Below are 16,523 nucleotides of genomic sequence, written 5' to 3'. Positions count from 1 at the left end.
TAGCGCATGTCGTGCCGCCGGAACGCACGCACCAAGATGAGGGCTTCTGCCGATGGACAACACGAAGAATCTACGCAACATGGGCCTCAAGGCCACCTACCCGCGGCTCAAGATCCTCGAGCTCTTCCAGAGCGGTGAACACCGCCACCTCACCGCCGAGGACGTCTATCGCCTGCTCGACGCCGCCGGCGTGGAAATCGGGCTCGCCACCGTCTATCGGGTGCTCACCCAGTTCGAGCAGGCCGGCGTGCTGGAGCGGCACCACTTCGAGTCGGGCAAGGCGATCTTCGAGCTGGCCGCCGGCGAGCACCACGATCATCTCGTCTGCCTCGACTGCGGCCACATCGAAGAGTTCTTCGACGCGACGATCGAGGCGCGGCAACGCGAGATCGCCCAGGAGCGCGGCTTCGAGGTCGCCGATCACGCGATGTACCTCTACGCCCACTGCCGGCGCGAGAATTGCCCACGCCGAGCGCATGGCTCTTAATTAACCGATTGGTCACAAAAACAAATACATGCAGTCGCAATAGACTGACCACGACACCGAGAGCCTACCTTTGCCTGATCGTCCTTTGACCCACGGCCTGCGCGCCTTGCCTGCGAGCATCTGGGGCCTGGCGCTCACTTCACTCTTCATGGATATCTCCTCGGAGATGGTCCACAGCCTACTGCCGCTCTTTCTCTCGACGGTGCTCGGCGCCTCGATGACGACGATCGGTGTGATCGAGGGTCTGGCAGAGGCCACCGTGGCTTTCACCAAGGTCTTCTCCGGGGCGCTCTCCGACTTCCTGCGCCGCCGCAAGGCGGTCGTCGTGACCGGTTATGCGCTCTCGGCGCTCACCAAGCCGCTCTTCGCGCTCGCCGCCTCGGTCTCCTGGGTGCTCGCGGCGCGCCTGCTCGATCGTTTCGGCAAAGGAATACGGGAAGCGCCGCGCGATGCGCTGATCGCCGATGTCACGCCCGACGATCTGCGCGGTGCCGCCTACGGCCTGCGCCAGGCGCTCGATTCGGTGGGCGCCTTCGTCGGGCCGCTGCTCGCTTTCGCCCTCATGGCATGGTTTGCCGGCGACCTCCGGCTGGTGTTCTGGCTCGCCGTGATCCCCGCGATTCTGTCAGTCGTGATCCTGGTGCGCTTCGTTCCCGAACCCCGGCACCCCGCCGCCAGTCCGGAACGCGAGCCTTTCTCCTGGCGCCACCTCTGGCATCTGCCCCGTGCCTACTGGACGGTGGTGGGCTTGGGTGTGATCTTCACGCTGGCGCGCTACAGCGAAGCCTTCCTGCTGCTGCGGGCACACGACGTGGGGCTCGCCGTGGGTGCGGTACCCCTCGTGATGATCGCGATGAACCTCGCCTACGCCGTGCTCGCCTATCCGGCCGGCGCCACCGCCGACCGCCTCGGACCGCGGCGCTTGCTGCTTGCCGGCATCGCTGCCCTCATCCTGGCCGACCTGATGCTCGCCTTGGCAAGCGGTCCGATCGTGGTCTTCCTCGCCGCCCTCCTGTGGGGCGTCCATCTTGCCGCCACCCAAGGCATCTTCGCCAAGATGATCGCACACGCCGCCCCGGCCGAGCTGCGCGGCACGGCCTTCGGCGGATTCAACCTGCTGACGGGCCTCGCGCTCTTGGCCGCGAGCGCGCTCGCCGGTTGGCTATGGAGCACCTGGGGCGCCGCCGCGGCTTTCCTCGTAGGCGCCGTAATCGCCGCGATGGCCGCGGTGGCGTTGGTGAGGTACGGCAAAGGATGACCGTGGACACCCCATGATCGACCTTTTCCTCGGTGCGCCCGAGCCGTTTCGCCAGGAAATCGAACGGGCTTGCGTCGTCATCCAGAGTGGGGGGGTTCGACCTGACTCATCCCCCGACGCCCCAGCAACTCCCGCGCGTGTTCGCGGGTCGTATCGGTGATTTCCAGCCCGCCCAGCATGCGGGCGATCTCCTCGACGCGGGCGGCAGCATCGAGCGATTCGACTCGGGTGTGCACGGTTCCTCCCTCTTCCTCTTTCCACACGCGCAGCTGCCAGTCGGCCCAGGCGGCGACTTGCGGCAGGTGCGTCACCGCCAGCACCTGCCGGTCGCGACCGAGCTGCCAGAGCGAGCGGCCGACGATCTCGGCCACCGCCCCGCCGATGCCGACGTCGACCTCGTCGAAGATGAGCGTGGGCGTATCGCTCGCGCGGCTGGCGATCACCTGGATCGCCAGGCCGATGCGCGAGAGTTCCCCGCCGGAGGCCACACGCGCGAGCGGGGCGAGCGTCTGGCTCGGGTTGGCGGCGACGCGAAATTCCACCCGCTCCAAGCCCGTGGCCGCCGGCTCGCCGGCAACGAGCGCCGCGGCGAAGCGCCCGCCTTTCATCGCCAGCTCCTGCATCGCCGCGCTGACCTCGGCCGAGAGCCATTCGGCCGTTTCGCGCCGGCGTTCGCCGAGCGCGCGGGCGGACTCGAAGTAGGCCGACTCGGCCGCGCGCACCTCGGATTCGAGCCGCCCGAGGTCGGCGCTCTCTTCCAGGGCGGCGAGGCGCTCGCGCCAGCGCTCGGCGAGCGTGAAGAGATCTTCCGGCGACGCACGGTAGCGACGGGCGAATTCGTCGATGGCAGCGAGCCGCCGCTCGAGCTCGGCGAGCCGCGCCGGGTCGAGCTCGAAGGCGTCGAGATAGCGCCGCAGGCCGGCGGCGGCCTCCTGTACCCCGATGCGCGCCTCGCTCACCAGTTGCACGGCCTCGGCCAGCTTGGCGTCAAACTCGAGACTGCCGGCGAGCGCGCGTTCGGCCTGCCCGAGCAAAGCCTGCGCCGAGGGTTCGTCTTCACTCAGGAGCGCCGCCGCCTGCGCCACCTGTTGCAGCAGCTGCGCCGCGTGCGCGAGCCGGCGGTGTTCCTGCTGCACCTCTTCCCATTCGCCGGGGCGCAGCGCGAGCCGTTCCCACTCCTGCAGCTGCCACAGCAGCCGCTCGCGCTCCTCGCCCAGGCTCTCCTGGCGCTCGCGCGCCCGGGCGAGCCGTTCGCGCGCCGACTCCCAGGCGGCGAAACGCTGTCGCACGTCCTCGGCGAGCGCCTCGGCCCCGGCGAGCCGGTCGAGCATGCGTCGCTGCACCGCGCTCTCGAGCAACGCATGGTGGGCGTGCTGTCCGTGGATGTCGGCGATCCAGGCGCCGAACTCGCGCAGCGCCGTGGCCGGCACCGGCACGGCCTCGATCCAGGCGCGAGAACGGCCCGAGCGCTCGATGTTGCGGCGCAAGAGGAGCGTATCGCCCTCGACCTCGATGCCGTGCGCCTCGAGCCAGGCGCGCGCCTCCGCCGCTGGCGGCAGGGTGCATTCGAGCGCCACCTCGGCGCGTTCGGCCCCCTGGCGGATCACCTCGGCGCTCGCGCGCCCGCCGAGCAGAAGGTCGAGCGCATCGAGCAGGATCGACTTGCCCGCGCCGGTCTCGCCGGTGAGCACGCCGAATCCCGGCGCCAGGCCGAGTTCCAGTTTGCGCACCAGCACAAACTCACGGATGGTCAGGCGAACGAGCACTTTCTCCCCCTTGCGCCTCAACCGCGAGGCAGCGCGCTCCAGTGCAGTTTCTCGCGCAGCATGGCGAAGTAGCAGTATTGCCGCGGATGCAGCAGCCGCACGCCGCGCTGTGCCCGCTGGATGCGCAGCACGTCGCCCGGCAGCATTTCGATGCGCCCCTGCCCGTCGAAATGCACGTCGGCCATGTGACCCGGCAGGAGCTCGATCTCGATGGTACAGCGATCGGGCAAGGTGACCGGCCGCGCCGTGAGCGCGTGCGGACACAGCGGCACCAGGGCGATGCCATCCACTCCCGGATGCAGGATGGGGCCATTGGCCGAGAGCGCATAGGCGGTCGACCCGGTGGGCGTGGCGACGATCATCCCGTCGGAGCGCTGGGTATAGACATAGGCCCCATCGACCGTGAGCCGGAATTCGATCATCCGGCCCAAATCGCCCTTGTTCACCACGATGTCGTTGAGCGCGTGGCTGGAGGTGAGCACCTTGTCGCCGCGCAGCAGCTGCCCGAGGAGCATGGAGCGCACTTCTTCTTGATAGTCGCCCGCGAGGATCTCGGAGAGCCGTTCCTGCGCCTCGTCGCGCGGAATGTCGGTGAGGAACCCGACCCGCCCCTGGTTGATGCCCACGAGCGGCACGTCGTGATGGACGAGATGACGTGCGGCGTTCAACATCGTACCGTCGCCGCCGACGATCACCGCCAGGTCGATCTGCGTGCCCAGGCGCGCATAGGGCAGTGCCGTGAAAGGGGCACAATTGCCGAGCGAACTCGCCGTCTCCGCCTCGATCAAAACGTGATAACCTCGTTCGTGCAGAAACCGCGCCGTCTCGACCAGCGCCGCGGCGACTTCCGCCGATTGGTGCTTGCCGATCAAACCGATGGAGGTAAATGGATTCGCCATGACCCGGATTATTCCACAACTCGGCCACGATCGGCGCCGTCGCGCGGCACCCTTCCGGAGGGAAGAACGATGATGCTCGACCCGCGCAGCCGCATCCTGCTCAAGACGCTGATCGAACGCTACATCGCCGAAGGGCAACCGATCGGTTCGCGCACCCTGTCGCGCGCGAGCGGCCTCGACCTGTCTCCGGCCACGGTGCGCAACGTGATGAGCGACCTCGACGAACTCGGCCTCGTCTATAGCCCGCACGCCTCCGCCGGTCGCGTGCCCACGGCCAAGGGATACCGTTTTTTCATCGACGCGCTGCTCACCGTCGCGCCGCTCGAAGAAGAGACCCGCGCCGAGATCGAGGTCAACCTCCAGCCCGACCAGCCGCAAAAGCTCCTCAGGAAAGCCTCCGAACTGCTCTCGGAGCTCACCCACTTCGCCGGCGTCGTCATCGTCCCGCCGCGCGATCAAGAACGCGTGCGCCAGATCGAATTCGTCCCCTTGAGCGGCAACCGGGTGCTGCTGATCGTCGTCACCCAGAGCGGTGACGTGCAAAACCGCCTGTTGCAGACGCCCCGCCCCTTCAGCGCGAGCGAGCTCGAGCAGGCGAGCAATTTCCTGAGCAGCCGCTTCGCCGGCCACACGCTCGACGAAATCCGCTCCCTTTTGCGCGACGAACTGGCCAAACTGCAAGACCACGTCTGCGAACTCATGACGTTGGCGCTCTCGCCGAGCGCGCTCGCCCATGAAGACGAAGACTGCCTGGTTGCCGGCGAGACGAACCTGCTCGAAGTCGACGATTTCACTACCAACATGCAGCACCTGCGCGAACTCTTCCGCCTGTTCGAGGAACGCACGGGGCTGCTGCAGCTCCTCGAGCTCGCCCAGCGCGCCCGCGGCGTGCAGATCTTCATCGGCGCCGAATCCGGGCTGGAAGAACTCGAAGGGTGCTCGGTGATCACCGCCAACTATACCTTCGACGGACGCATGCTCGGTTCGATCGGCGTGATCGGGCCCAACCGCATGGCCTACGACCGCGTGATCCCCATCGTCGAGCTCACGGCGCAGCGCCTGTCGCAAGCGCTCACCGCCACCGCCGAAGAACGCTGAAGGAGCCCGCATGCCCCGCTACGCCCCCGAGCCCCCCTTTCGCCACGACCGGCCGCAACGCACCGGCGTGCTGCTCGTCAATCTCGGCACCCCCGCCGCCCCCACGCCCGAGGCCGTGCGCCCTTTTCTGCGCGAATTCCTCTCCGATCCGCGCGTCATCGAGCTGCCGCGCTGGCTGTGGCAGACGATCCTGCACCTCTTCATTCTGCCGCGCCGCCCCAAGGCGAATGCGCAGAAATACGCCAGCATCTGGCTCGACGAGGGTTCTCCGCTCGAAGTGTATACCGAGCGGCTCACGCACGCGCTGGAAGCGCACTGGCATGAGCGCGGGCGCGAGCCGCTGGTGGGCTGGGCCATGCGCTATGGCGAACCGAGCGTGGCCAAGGTGCTCGCCCGCATGAAAGAAGCGGGTCTGCAGCGGCTGCTCGTGGTGCCGCTCTACCCCCAGTATTGCGCCAGCACCACGGCTTCCGTGTTCGACGCCGTGGCCGCCGAACTCATGAAATGGCGCAATCTGCCCGAGCTGCGGCTCGTGCGCCACTGGCACGACGATCCCCGCTACGTCGAGGCGCTGGCGCAGACGCTGGAAGCCCACTGGGCGCAGCACGGCCGCCCCGACAAGCTGATTCTCAGTTTCCACGGCATGCCGCGGCGCACGCTGGAGCTGGGCGACCCCTACCACTGCGAATGCCACAAGACGGCGCGGCTGGTGGCCGAGCGGCTTGGGCTCGCCCCCGACCAATGGCTCGTCACCTTCCAGTCACGCTTCGGCCGGGCGCGCTGGCTCGAACCCTATACCCAGCCCACGCTGGAGCGGCTCGCCCGCGAGGGGGTGGCGCGCGTCGACGTCCTCTGCCCTGGCTTTGCCACCGATTGCCTCGAAACCCTGGAAGAGATCGGCATGGAATGCCGCACCGCTTTTCTCGAGGCCGGCGGCAAGCAATTCCATTACGTCCCCTGTCTCAACGATTCCCCTTTCTGGGTCGAGCGCTTTGCCGCCCTCCTCGAAGACCACCTCGGCCAGTGGCCCGATCGCACGCCGGCCACGGACGAAGAGCTGCAGGCACGCCTCGCACGGGCCAAGGCAATGGGAGCGAAACAATGAGACCCGGATTCTGGATGCTCATCCAGTGGCTGCTCAACGCGGTGGCGCTGATGGTCACCGCCCAGCTCGTCGATGGCATCACCATCACCGGCTTCGTACCGGCGCTGGCGGCGGCGTTGGTGCTCGGTCTCATCAACCTCTTCCTCAAGCCGGTGCTCCTCATCCTCACCCTGCCGGCGAGCATCCTCACGCTCGGCCTCTTTACCCTCATCCTCAATGCGCTGCTCTTTTGGGCGGGAACGGGGCTGGTGGCCGGCGTCGTGGTCGAGGATTTCTGGGCGGCTTTCTGGGGCGCCATCGTCTATAGCATCCTCACCTGGGTCGTGTCGCTGGCGCTGTCGCCACGCGGCACCGACACCATCGTGATCAAAATTCAGCGCCGCGACTGAATCCCCCCGCTTATTCCAGAGGTGCCTCCAGCCCGGACGAGCGCAGCACGCGGCGCGCGATCGCCGCTTCCAGCATGGCCCCGCCCGACGGATCCACCAGAGTGAACCGCGAGCGGGCGCGGGTGATACCGGTATAAATCAGCTCGCGCGTGAGCAAAGGGCTGGGAGTATCCGGCAACACCAGCACCGCGTGCCCGAACTCCGAGCCTTGCGACTTATGCACCGTGAGCGCGAACACCGTTTCCACCTCGGGCAGACGAGCGGGCAGCACCCAACGCAGCCCACCAGCGGCGGCAAAGGCCACCATCAGCCGCGGGGCTTGCCCTTCAGCCCCAGGCAGAGCAAGCGTCACCCCCACGTCGCCGTTCATCAGACCCAAGGCATAGGCGTTGCGCGTCATCAACACCGGACGCCCCTCGTACCAGCCCTCTTCGTCCGGCAACACCCCTTGGCGGCGCAACCAGTACGCGATGCGTCGATTCATCTCCCCCACGCCCCAAGGCCCCTCTCGCAGGGCGCATAGTATCTGGAACTCGGCATAGGCTGCGAGCACCGCCCGTGCCCAGTCGTCCCACGCCGCCTGCGGCGCTTCGGGCAGCGGGCGCTGCGCACGCAGCACTTGTAAATAAAGCGCATAGCCCGCGGGATTCTTTTGCGTGCCGCACACGAGCCGACGCAACGCTGCGTCCTCCTGACTTTGGGGAACGAGAAGGGCCACTTCGGAGCGCGGATGGCCGGGCGTGATCGAGGCGCGCCCTTCCCCGCCCTCTTCGCCCGGAGCGTCCAGATCGCCCGCGAGGGGCCCACCCAGAACCCCCCGCGCCGCGGCCGCATCGCCCCGATTGACCGCCGCCGCGAGCCGGCCGATGGCGCTCCCGGCGGCGAAACGGTGGCTTTCGCGCAGCATGGCGATCGCCTGATCGAGCGCCGTACCTTGGGAATCGATGAAACCAGAGGACTCCGCCTCCCCGCCCTTCTCCACGGCAAATCCTTCGGGCAGTTCCTCGCCCACCGTCGCCCGCAGCCAGGCGATCGTCTCGGGCGTATAGTGCCCCTCGTCGGCACGCCGACACAGACCGCCGAGCACGGCGCCGGCCTCGACCGAGGCAAGCTGATCCTTGTCACCGAGCAATACCAACTGCGCCGCCGGAGGCAAGGCCCGCAGCACCGCCGCCATCATCTCGAGGTCGACCATCGAGGCCTCGTCGATCACCAGCACGTCCAGCACCAGCGGATCGGCCTCGTCGTGGCGGAACCGCCGCGACCCGGCCCGGGCACCCAGCAGCCGGTGTAGCGTCGACACCTCCTGCGGCAGTGTGGCACGGATCCGTTCGCCTTGGGGCAACGCCTCCCACGGCAACCGCCCGAGGGAACGACCGATCGATTCGCTCAGCCGCGCGGCCGCCTTGCCGGTGGGCGCGGCGAGCCGGATGCGCAGCGGCGCCTCGCCCCGCCCCGCCAACCTTCCCTGCAGGGCGAGCGCCTGCAGCAAGGCGATGAGGCGCACCACGGTGCTCGTCTTGCCCGTGCCAGGACCGCCGGTAATCAGCGCAAAACGTCGCCGCAGCGCGAGCGCACAGGCAAGCCGCTGCCATACGTCGCCTTCGCCGGAGGGAAAGAGCGCCTCGAGGAGAGCTCGCACCGGCTCCGGCGCGAGCGGGACGACTTCCCGTACCCGGGCGAGAACCCCCTGCCGCACGGCACACTCGTTGTCCCACTGGCGGCGCAGATAGAGGCGATGCGCCCGGCGCACGAGCGGCGCCGCCTCTCCCTCCTCGCCCTGTCCTACCAGCTCGGGGCAGTCGAGCGCGGCGAACCAGGATTCGAGCGATTCCCCCTGGGCCGCCCCGGCGGGCGTCGGCAGCCCGTTGGCATCGCGCGAGGGGATCGCCAGGGTGAACACCGGATCGTCGGCGAGCGCGGCGAGATCGAGGCACACGTGGCCGCGCCCCAACTGGTGGCTCGCCAGGGTCGCGGCCAGGATCGCCCGTGACGGCGCCTGCGGCACTTTTTCCTGCAGGAATCGCGCAAAGGCCGCATCGAGCGGCCGCAACCAGCCATCCTGCACCCAGCGCGCCAGATCGTCGCGCAGGTCTGTCTCACTCATGTCAGCCTCCCGCCGGGGCCATCGAGCAAGGCGTCGAGCCCATCGAGCAGCGGTGCCTCCGCCTGCGCGAAAAACACGCCTTTGCCGGGTTCGTCGTGGATGCCGCGCAGGAAGAGCAGCACCGCGCCGCCCAGATGGCGCTGCGGATCGTAATCGGGCAGGCGCACGCGCAGATGCCGGTGCAAGGCATGCAGATAGAGCGCATATTGCAGATCGTAGCGCCCCTCGAGCACGGCCGCCTCCAGGTTCGCCCACCCATAGGCGGCATCCGTCGCCCCCAGGACGTTGGACTTGTAGTCGAGCACGTAATAGCGCCCCTCCCGGCAGAAGACGAGGTCGATGAACCCCTTGATCATGCCCTTGATCCGCCCCGGCGTCAGCCTCGGGCGATCCGCTCCCTGCAAGGTGTGCCGCTGCACCAGAGCATCCAGCGCCTCGATGCGGGTCTCGGGCACCGAGAACCAGAATTCCATCTCCGGCAGATAATCGGATAATGCGGCCAATTGGCACGTTCCCCCACCCGGCAAAGGCAGATCGGCCTGCATCACCGTCAGGAGCCAATCGGTGAGCATGTCGACGTGCGTCGTCCAGCCGCGCACCGCGCAGCGCCGTGCCACCTGATCGCGCAGCCGCACCCCGCCGTTGGCGCACACCGCGTCGAACCCCTGCTGCGCCGCCCATTCGAGCAGGCCGTGGAGGAAGGTGCCGGTCGCTGCCCCCGGCGGCAGGGCATGGATCCCCGTCGCCGCTCCCGTCGGCGCCGCGAGGGGCGCATGAACGAGCTCGCGCGCCTTGGCTTCGTCCGGTGTCTGCGGGTCGGCCGCGAGCGCGCCGCGCAATCCCGAATAGCTGGAGATCGCCCACGGCGCGAAGAGACGGCGCCGCGGCGTGCGCGCCGGGCCCAGGGCGATCCCTTCCTCGTCCGCCGGCAGGCGTTCCTCGCCCGGTACCGGCAAGGGCGCGACGAAGAGGGAATCGCACCCTTTGGCGAGCACTTCCAGCGCCTCATGCACCTGAGCCGGGGAATCGCCCTGCCGCACGCCCAGGGCATAGCCCATGGCGCTCGCGTGCAGATTCTCCAGCGCCCCCACGCCGATCCAGGTGGCAAACCGCGCCCGGGTGAGCGCCACGTAGAGCTTGCGCACGTCCTCGGCCAGGCGCTCGCGCTCGGCGCGAACGAGCGCCGTTTCGTCGACGACGAGCGACACCCGACGCCGACCCGCTTCGTCGTGCCAGACGAGGGGAAAGTCTTTTTCCCCGACCGGCCGGCAAGAACAGGCAAACGGCAGAAACACGAGGGGATACTCCAGCCCCTTCGCTTTGTGCACCGTCACCACCTTGACGAGCGCCTCGTCGCTCTCCAAGCGCAGCTGCCGCTCCTCGGCGCCCTGTCCGCCATCCTGGCGCGCCTCGGCCAAGGCGCGGATGAGGGCATGTTCGCCGTCCAACCCCCGGCTCATCTTCTGCAAGAGCTCGCTCAAATGCAGCAGGTCGGTGAGCCGCCGCTCGCCGCTGTCGCCGTCGGGCGTCTCCCCGGCGAGCAGGCGCGCAGGCACGTCGAAGTCGTGCATCAGGCGGCGCAGCATGGGCAACACCCCTTGCCGCCGCCACAAGTCGCGATAACCGAGAAAGCGCGCCACCTCCGTTTCCCAGGCGAGGACGTCGCGCTCCAGCGACTCGATTTCTGCCCATGATCGCCCGAGCGTGGCGCTCGCCAAGGCCGAGCGCAGGCGCGCGTCGTTCTGCGGCTCGGCGCAGGCTTCGAGCCAACGCTGCAGGTCGGCCGCCGCGGGGCTCGCGAACACCGAGCTGCGCTCGGAGAGATAGACGCTGCGCACGCCGCGCCGCGCGAGCGCCGCCCGCACCAGCTTGGCCTCTTCGCCCGTATGCACCAGCACCGCCACGTCGGCAGCCTTCACCGGCCGCATCGTCCCTTTGCTCGAATCGACGAACCCCGCCCGCCCTTCCCGCCCCAGCCGCAGCAGGCGCACGATTTCCTCGGCGCAGCCGTGGGCGACCAGCTCCCGATACGCCGTCACCTTGATCGCCTGATTCGCATCCTCGTTTTTCTCCACCCACCACGCCACGAGCGCCGGCGGCTCCTGCCCCTCACACACGAACCGTTCGTTGAGTCCCCGGGCGGTCGCCGGCAGGAAAGGCAGGAGATCCTCCTCTTCCGAGATTTTGAAGAGAAAAGCACCGGCCTCGTTCTGTTCCTGCGCGTTGAGAAAGACGCGATTGACCGCCTCCACCATCGCCGGGGTCGAACGGAAATTGCGCCGCAGGGTGTAGCGCCGCCCGTCGCAGGCCAGGCGCGCTTCGAGATAGGTGTAGATGTCGGCGCCGCGAAAGGCGTAGATCGCCTGCTTGGGGTCGCCGATGAGGATGAGTGCAGTCTGAGGGTCGTTCTTCTGCGGCGCATAGACCGCCTCGAAGATGCGGTACTGTACCGGGTCGGTGTCCTGGAATTCGTCGATCAAGGCCACGGGGAAAGACTGCCGGATGCGCGCGGCGAGCCGCTCGCCGTTGGGTCCGCGCAGCGCCTCGTCGAGACGGGTGAGCAGATCGTCGAATCCCATCTGCGCCCGCCGCCGCTGCAGCACGGCAAAACGCTGCGCCACCCAGCGCGCCGCATGTGCAAGGACGCTCGCCTTGCCCTGCTCGTGCAGCCGTTCGAGCCGTATGTGCAAGTTTTCCAGCGCTTCGATCGCCTCGTGCCTCGGCGCCTTGCCGCCCTTCCACGCCTCGTCCAAACCTACGCGCGTCAAACGATTCCAGGCCGAATCGGACAAATCCGGCGCCTCCGCCAACGGATCGTCGCGCCACCGAACCAACGCCGCCAACCAGCCCTGCACGTAGTCGGCGCGCACTTTCCGCCCGTCGAGCTCCTTGCGATTGCGCGCCTCATCAAAGAGGGTCTGCAACTCGGGCACCCATTTCCCCCATGGTTCCTTCTCCTCCCGCCATTGCCGCAGGACTTCCGCCGTCACCTCCGCCGGCGCAGTATCCCCTTCCAGATCCGCGGCGAGCGGCAGCAGGCGGCTCAAGCGCCGCTGCATCCCTTCCGGCGTGAAATCCGCAGCAAACCAGCCGCGCAGCAGCGCCAGCGCCTCGGCCGGCAGCGGCGTGAAAAACTCGCGCCAGTAATCGCGCACCGCCTCGAGCAACAGGTCCTCCGTCTCCGTCTCCAGCGTCTCGCTGAAGAGGCTGCCGCTGTCGAACGCGTGCTCGCGCAGCATGCGGTGGCACCAGCCGTGGATGGTCGAGACCGCCGCCTCGTCCATCCATTCGGCCGCAGCCTGCAGCCGGCGCTCGCACCCCGGCCAATCCTGTTCGGGATATTGGGCGCGCAATGCGCGCAGGAACTCATCCACCCATTCGGGGATTTCCTCCCCGGCCGGATGGCCGAACCAGCGCGCCGCCTCGCTCAGGCGCCGGCGGATGCGCTCGCGCAGCTCCTTGGTGGCCGCCTCGGTGAAGGTCACCACCAGGATCTCGGGCGGGGTGAGCGGACGGCAAAACGCCTCTGCTCCGCCATGCCCCAGCACCAGGCGCACGTAGAGCGCGGCGATGGTGTACGTCTTGCCGGTACCGGCGCTTGCCTCGATCAGGCGGCTGCCCCACAGGGGAAAACGCAGCAGATCTACCTCATTCGCCTCTTCCGTCACGCCTGCGCTCCTTTTTTCCCTTCCTTGGTCGCCTCCACGTACTGCAGCAAAGGCCCGAGCAGCACCTCGGCCCAGTGCGCGAACTCGCCGCTCGCGCGCAAGTCGGCAAACCTCGGCCAGGCACGCGCCAGGTAGGGGTCCTGGTCGCGCTCGCCAACCGTCCACCCATTGCCTTCGTACGCCTTGCGCGCCGCCTCCCACGCCTCCTCGCCTTTGTTCGGCGCTTTACACCACGCTTTCCACCACGTCAGCGCCGTCTGGAACGCAAAGGGCAGCGGCCGGCACATGCCCTCGGCCCAGGCGTGCAGCAGCGCCGCGAGCGGTCCGGCCGCCGCGGTCCCAAGCGGGGCAAAGATGTAGTCCCCCACGCGGCTCAAAACGATCGTCTGCGTCGGCCCGGCCCCGGCATTGGCCGCCAGATGCTGTACCCAGTAGCCCGCCAGCCGATCCGGGCGGTATTTGCCGTCTTTCACGAGCTCGCTCGGCGAGATCAGTACTCGCGCTCGTTCGCCCTCACCGTTGCGGCGCCATTCTCCCAGCCAGTCGGCGAGCTCCAGGCCGTCGGCGGCAAAGCGCACCGCCTCGCCGCCTGCGTGCTCCACCGGCCAAGGCGTCAGCGCTTCCTGATAGCGCGCGAAGAGTTCGTCCATCCCCTCCTCGAGTTCCACCGCCCACAGCGTTCCCAGCTCCCCGGCAGGCAGCACGCCGCGCCGACGGATGCGGGCGATCGCCGCCCTTCGCGCCGCAGCCACGTCCCGTCCCTGCCGCAGGGCCACCCGCTGCGCGTCGATCACTTCCTGGCGCAGGCTCCACAGGGTCAAACCATCGAGCGCGAACGGCTCGGCCTCCTCGCTGCCCGGATCCTCCAGTTCGAGGAAGACGCCGAGTCGATCGCGCAGGAAGGACCGTACCGGATGGCGCAGGAACTGCGCGAGCTCCCGCACCCGTAGCGACTCCTCGAGCACGGGCGGTTGTAACGGCCCGGAAGGAGCACGGGGCTCTGCCTCACGTCGCGCACGCCATTCGCGGGCATAGGTGAAGAGCGCCCCCTGCGCCGATTCGGGTGGGAAATAGGCCGGACTGAAAGGCTGCAGCCGATGCTCGGTCGTGAGCGCCGCCAGCAGATCCTCCCCTTGCACGGGCTCTTTCTTTCCCGCCCGATGCCCCGTCCAGCCCGCCGCCAGGTGCTCGCGCAGCTGGGCCACCAGCACCGAAGGCGGTTGCGGCGCATTGTCGGTGATGCGGTGCCCCACCCAGGAAACGTAGAGGCGCTCACGTGCCGACAGGAGCGCTTCCAGGAAGAGATAGCGATCGTCCTCGCGCCGTGAGCGGTCCCCCGGACGATAATTGCGCGCCATGAGGTCGAAATCGGAAGGCACGCGCGCGCGCGGATAATCTCCGTCGTTCATCCCCAGCAGATAGACGTGCCGAAACGGGATCGCCCGCATCGGCATGAGGGTGGCAAAGATCACCCGCCCGGCAAAGAAACGCTGCGACAGGCCCTGTTCCTCCAAACGCTCCAGCCACGGTTCGCGTACCACCGCCAGCGGCAAACGCTCCTCGAGCTCCGCCGCGGCGCACGCTTCCACCCAGTCCTGCAGAGCCGTCTCCAGCCGCATCAGGGTGACGGTTTCCTCGTCGTCCCCGGCGGCGAAAAAACGTGCGAGCAGCGCTTGCAGCCGCTCGCCCCACTCGGCAGGCGTGGCCGGCTCGCACAGCTGCCGCCACGCCGTCTCCAACGCCTCGAGCACCTCCGCCAGCGGCCCGACGAGCTCCGCCTCCAGCCCACCGACCTCCGCGAAAGGCTCGATCCCCCTCCAGGCCGGCGCATCACCCGCCGCATAGCCGTAGAGCATGCGCTCGAGACCGAACCGCCAGGAATTTTGCTCGAGCCACTCCCCTCCCCCCTGTTCGCCCAAGCCCAGGTCGCGCCGATGATCCCCATTCAGCCCCCAGCGGATCTGCGCCCCCTCGACCCAGGAACGCAGACGCGGCAACGCCTCGTCGTCGATCCCGAATCGCCGGCGCAGTGCCGGTACGTCCAGGAGATCGAGCACATCCCCCACCCGTGCCCGCCCCTGCGGCAGATCGAGCAGGAGCTCCAGCCCCTGCAGCAGCGGGTCGCGCGCACGCAGCCCCTGGTCGGCGAGCGAAAACGGGATGTGGCGCGGATCATCGGGTTCGATCGCACCGAACACCGCCTCGATGTGTGGCGCATAGACCTCGATGTCCGGCACCATGACGATCACCTCGTCGGGACGCAGCGTCGGATCCTCATCGAAGGCCGCGCGCAGCTGATCGTGCAGCACCTCCACTTCCCGCTGCGGGCCGTGCGCCACGTGAAAGACGAGGGAACGGTCGTGATCGAGATCCACGCCCGGCCATCGTTCCCGAGTCTCGGCAAGAGGACGCAATTCGAGAATGTCCTCCTGCAGTTGCTGCAGTAAAGTGTTCGTTGCTTCGGGCGCCTCGAACCAGTCGAGCCGCCCGCCGTTTCCCTCCACCTTCCCCGCGTAGCGCCGGCGCACCGCCTCCTCGTCGAACTCGTCGAGCAAGGCGATGAAATCCCTTCCCTGCTTGCCCCAGGCCGCGAGCAAGGGATGACCGTGGCGATGAAGCTCCTCTTCCGGGATCGAATCCGGCTGTCCTTCGCGCCGCTGCCGGCGCCGACGCCATTTTTCCTGCTGCCGCAGCAGTTCGCGCCCATCGACCACGTCGGCCCAATGGTAACGGCAAGGGTTGTGCACGAAGAGCAGCACCGGAATCCAGCGCCCCAGCGCCGCCAGCGCCTCCACCCACTGCTGCGGCAGGCTCGAAATGCCGAAGACGACGAGCCGCCGTGGCAGTCCCGGCGGAGGCGGACCTTGCCAGGTTCCGACCGCTTCGAGAAAGGCCGAGTGCACGCTCGAGCGCGCCGTGCGCTCGGCTCCCGGATCGGTGCGCGCCACGTCGGCGCACAGCAGCCGCCACAACGCCGCCTGCCAGCGCTGCCCCTCCTCGAGCGGGGATTCCTTGCCGTGCGCGTCGCGCAGCACGTCCCGACCCGCGCCCCAGTCCTGCAACCAGTCGGCGCGATAGACCTGATACTGATCGAACAGCTCGGCGATGCGCGCGGCCAGCTGATCACGCTTGCGCACCGCCCGCTCCGCGCTCACCTGACGCCGTAGACCCTCGCCCGGCGCGTGCTCCTCGGCTTGCGTTTCTTCCGCGAGGAAACGGCGCAGCGGCTCATAGACCGGATCCTCCGGCAGAGATCCCAGCAAACGCAGCAAGCGCCAACGCAGCAAGGGCAGATCGAAGGGCGAGCGCTCCGGCACCGCTTTCGCCCCCAACACGGCCCGGTAACAACGCCACAGGAAGGTCGAGGGCAGGGAAAACTCCAGCGCCGCCGCCACGCCATAGCCCCCTTCGTTTGCCCCCGCAGCCAGCGCGAGCCGCAGCCACTGCGCCATGGCGTTGCCCTGCACGAGGAAACACTCCGGCACGAGCGGCGGCAGCGGCTCCCGTCCCAGCCAGGTCACCGCCAGCTGGCGCAGGTTTTCCACCCGGTTGCCATGAAAAATCAGGAATCCCGCGCCGGAGTCCGCTTTGCCCGCCCCCTCGCCCATCGTCCATCTCCCATTCCCCGCCCCGGCGGTTGCGCCGACCGTCCCCAAGAGCATAAAGGGTCATCGGTGACCATGCAAGAGACCCACCAGCGGTGGTGCGCGTAGACGCAAAAAAGCGGGCACGAAGCCCGCTTTTTT

The 16,523-nt window shown here is 68.3% G+C and carries 10 protein-coding genes; 5 read left to right on the top strand and 5 right to left on the bottom strand.

The genetic code is table 11. From position 1 onward, the window contains the following. Positions 1–52: 52 nt before the first annotated feature. Both fur and EPD81_RS08815 read left to right on the top strand, forming a co-directional pair. The gene (gene fur / locus EPD81_RS08820; RefSeq protein ID WP_142805069.1) at positions 53–487 is read left to right on the top strand and encodes a ferric iron uptake transcriptional regulator; all 435 of its coding nucleotides are present in this window, start codon (positions 53–55) and stop codon (positions 485–487) included. Positions 488–557: 70 nt separating this feature from the next. Continuing rightward, positions 558–1,745 carry an MFS transporter gene (locus EPD81_RS08815; protein WP_370456502.1) on the top strand — a complete coding sequence of 396 codons (1,188 nt, stop codon included), beginning with the start codon at positions 558–560 and terminating at the stop codon, positions 1,743–1,745. Between the two features lie 77 nt (positions 1,746–1,822). On the opposite strand, the gene recN is transcribed toward EPD81_RS08815, so the two are convergent. Together recN and EPD81_RS08805 are read right to left on the bottom strand one after the other, a co-directional pair. Next, positions 1,823–3,511: a DNA repair protein RecN gene (gene recN, locus EPD81_RS08810; RefSeq protein ID WP_142805068.1), complete on the bottom strand. Its 1,689-nt coding sequence runs from the start codon at positions 3,509–3,511 to the stop codon at positions 1,823–1,825. 17 nt (positions 3,512–3,528) lie between these two features. Next, positions 3,529–4,410 (bottom strand): NAD(+)/NADH kinase, encoded by an 882-nt coding sequence (locus EPD81_RS08805; protein ID WP_142805067.1) that lies wholly within the window; start codon positions 4,408–4,410, stop codon positions 3,529–3,531. Positions 4,411–4,482: 72 nt separating this feature from the next. Here EPD81_RS08805 and hrcA point away from each other — a divergent pair, with 72 nt between their 5' ends. The 3 genes from hrcA to EPD81_RS08790 are packed head-to-tail and all read left to right on the top strand — an operon-like array spanning position 4,483 to position 7,002. Continuing rightward, a complete protein-coding gene (gene hrcA / locus EPD81_RS08800; protein WP_142805122.1) occupies positions 4,483–5,508 on the top strand; it encodes a heat-inducible transcriptional repressor HrcA in 1,026 nt (341 codons plus the stop codon). Between the two features lie 10 nt (positions 5,509–5,518). Further along, positions 5,519–6,613 (top strand): ferrochelatase, encoded by a 1,095-nt coding sequence (gene hemH, locus EPD81_RS08795; RefSeq protein WP_142805066.1) that lies wholly within the window; start codon positions 5,519–5,521, stop codon positions 6,611–6,613. Further along, positions 6,610–7,002 carry a phage holin family protein gene (locus tag EPD81_RS08790; RefSeq protein WP_142805065.1) on the top strand — a complete coding sequence of 131 codons (393 nt, stop codon included), beginning with the start codon at positions 6,610–6,612 and terminating at the stop codon, positions 7,000–7,002. The genes hemH and EPD81_RS08790 overlap by 4 nt, the downstream gene beginning before the upstream one ends. A 10-nt stretch (positions 7,003–7,012) precedes the next feature. Here the strand turns inward: EPD81_RS08790 and recD are convergent, their stop codons facing one another. From recD to recC, 3 genes are read right to left on the bottom strand one after another with little or no spacing between them, the layout of a single operon-like run. Further along, the gene (recD, locus tag EPD81_RS08785; RefSeq protein ID WP_142805064.1) at positions 7,013–9,109 is read right to left on the bottom strand and encodes an exodeoxyribonuclease V subunit alpha; all 2,097 of its coding nucleotides are present in this window, start codon (positions 9,107–9,109) and stop codon (positions 7,013–7,015) included. Next, a complete protein-coding gene (gene recB, locus EPD81_RS08780; protein ID WP_142805063.1) occupies positions 9,106–12,777 on the bottom strand; it encodes an exodeoxyribonuclease V subunit beta in 3,672 nt (1,223 codons plus the stop codon). Before recB ends, recD begins: the two co-directional genes overlap by 4 nt. Further along, positions 12,774–16,385, bottom strand: coding sequence for an exodeoxyribonuclease V subunit gamma (gene recC / locus EPD81_RS08775; RefSeq protein WP_142805062.1), 3,612 nt, complete (start codon positions 16,383–16,385; stop codon positions 12,774–12,776). The genes recB and recC overlap by 4 nt, the downstream gene beginning before the upstream one ends. Positions 16,386–16,523: the final 138 nt, after the last annotated feature.

Origin of the sequence: Tepidiphilus sp. J10 (assembly GCF_006980785.1) — a bacterium.
Classification (GTDB): domain Bacteria; phylum Pseudomonadota; class Gammaproteobacteria; order Burkholderiales; family Rhodocyclaceae; genus Tepidiphilus; species Tepidiphilus olei.
This window is presented reverse-complemented; position numbering and strand designations above follow the sequence as displayed.

What these genes read in the sequence shown, in the direction of transcription:
- fur (WP_142805069.1), top strand. Translation starts at nt 53, where the DNA reads ATGGACAACACGAAGAATCTACGCAACATGGGCCTCAAGGCCACCTAC.
- EPD81_RS08805 (WP_142805067.1), bottom strand. Translation starts at nt 4,410, where the DNA reads ATGGCGAATCCATTTACCTCCATCGGTTTGATCGGCAAGCACCAATCG.
- hrcA (WP_142805122.1), top strand. Translation starts at nt 4,483, where the DNA reads ATGCTCGACCCGCGCAGCCGCATCCTGCTCAAGACGCTGATCGAACGC.
- hemH (WP_142805066.1), top strand. Translation starts at nt 5,519, where the DNA reads ATGCCCCGCTACGCCCCCGAGCCCCCCTTTCGCCACGACCGGCCGCAA.
- EPD81_RS08790 (WP_142805065.1), top strand. Translation starts at nt 6,610, where the DNA reads ATGAGACCCGGATTCTGGATGCTCATCCAGTGGCTGCTCAACGCGGTG.
- recD (WP_142805064.1), bottom strand. Translation starts at nt 9,109, where the DNA reads ATGAGTGAGACAGACCTGCGCGACGATCTGGCGCGCTGGGTGCAGGAT.
- recC (WP_142805062.1), bottom strand. Translation starts at nt 16,385, where the DNA reads ATGGGCGAGGGGGCGGGCAAAGCGGACTCCGGCGCGGGATTCCTGATT.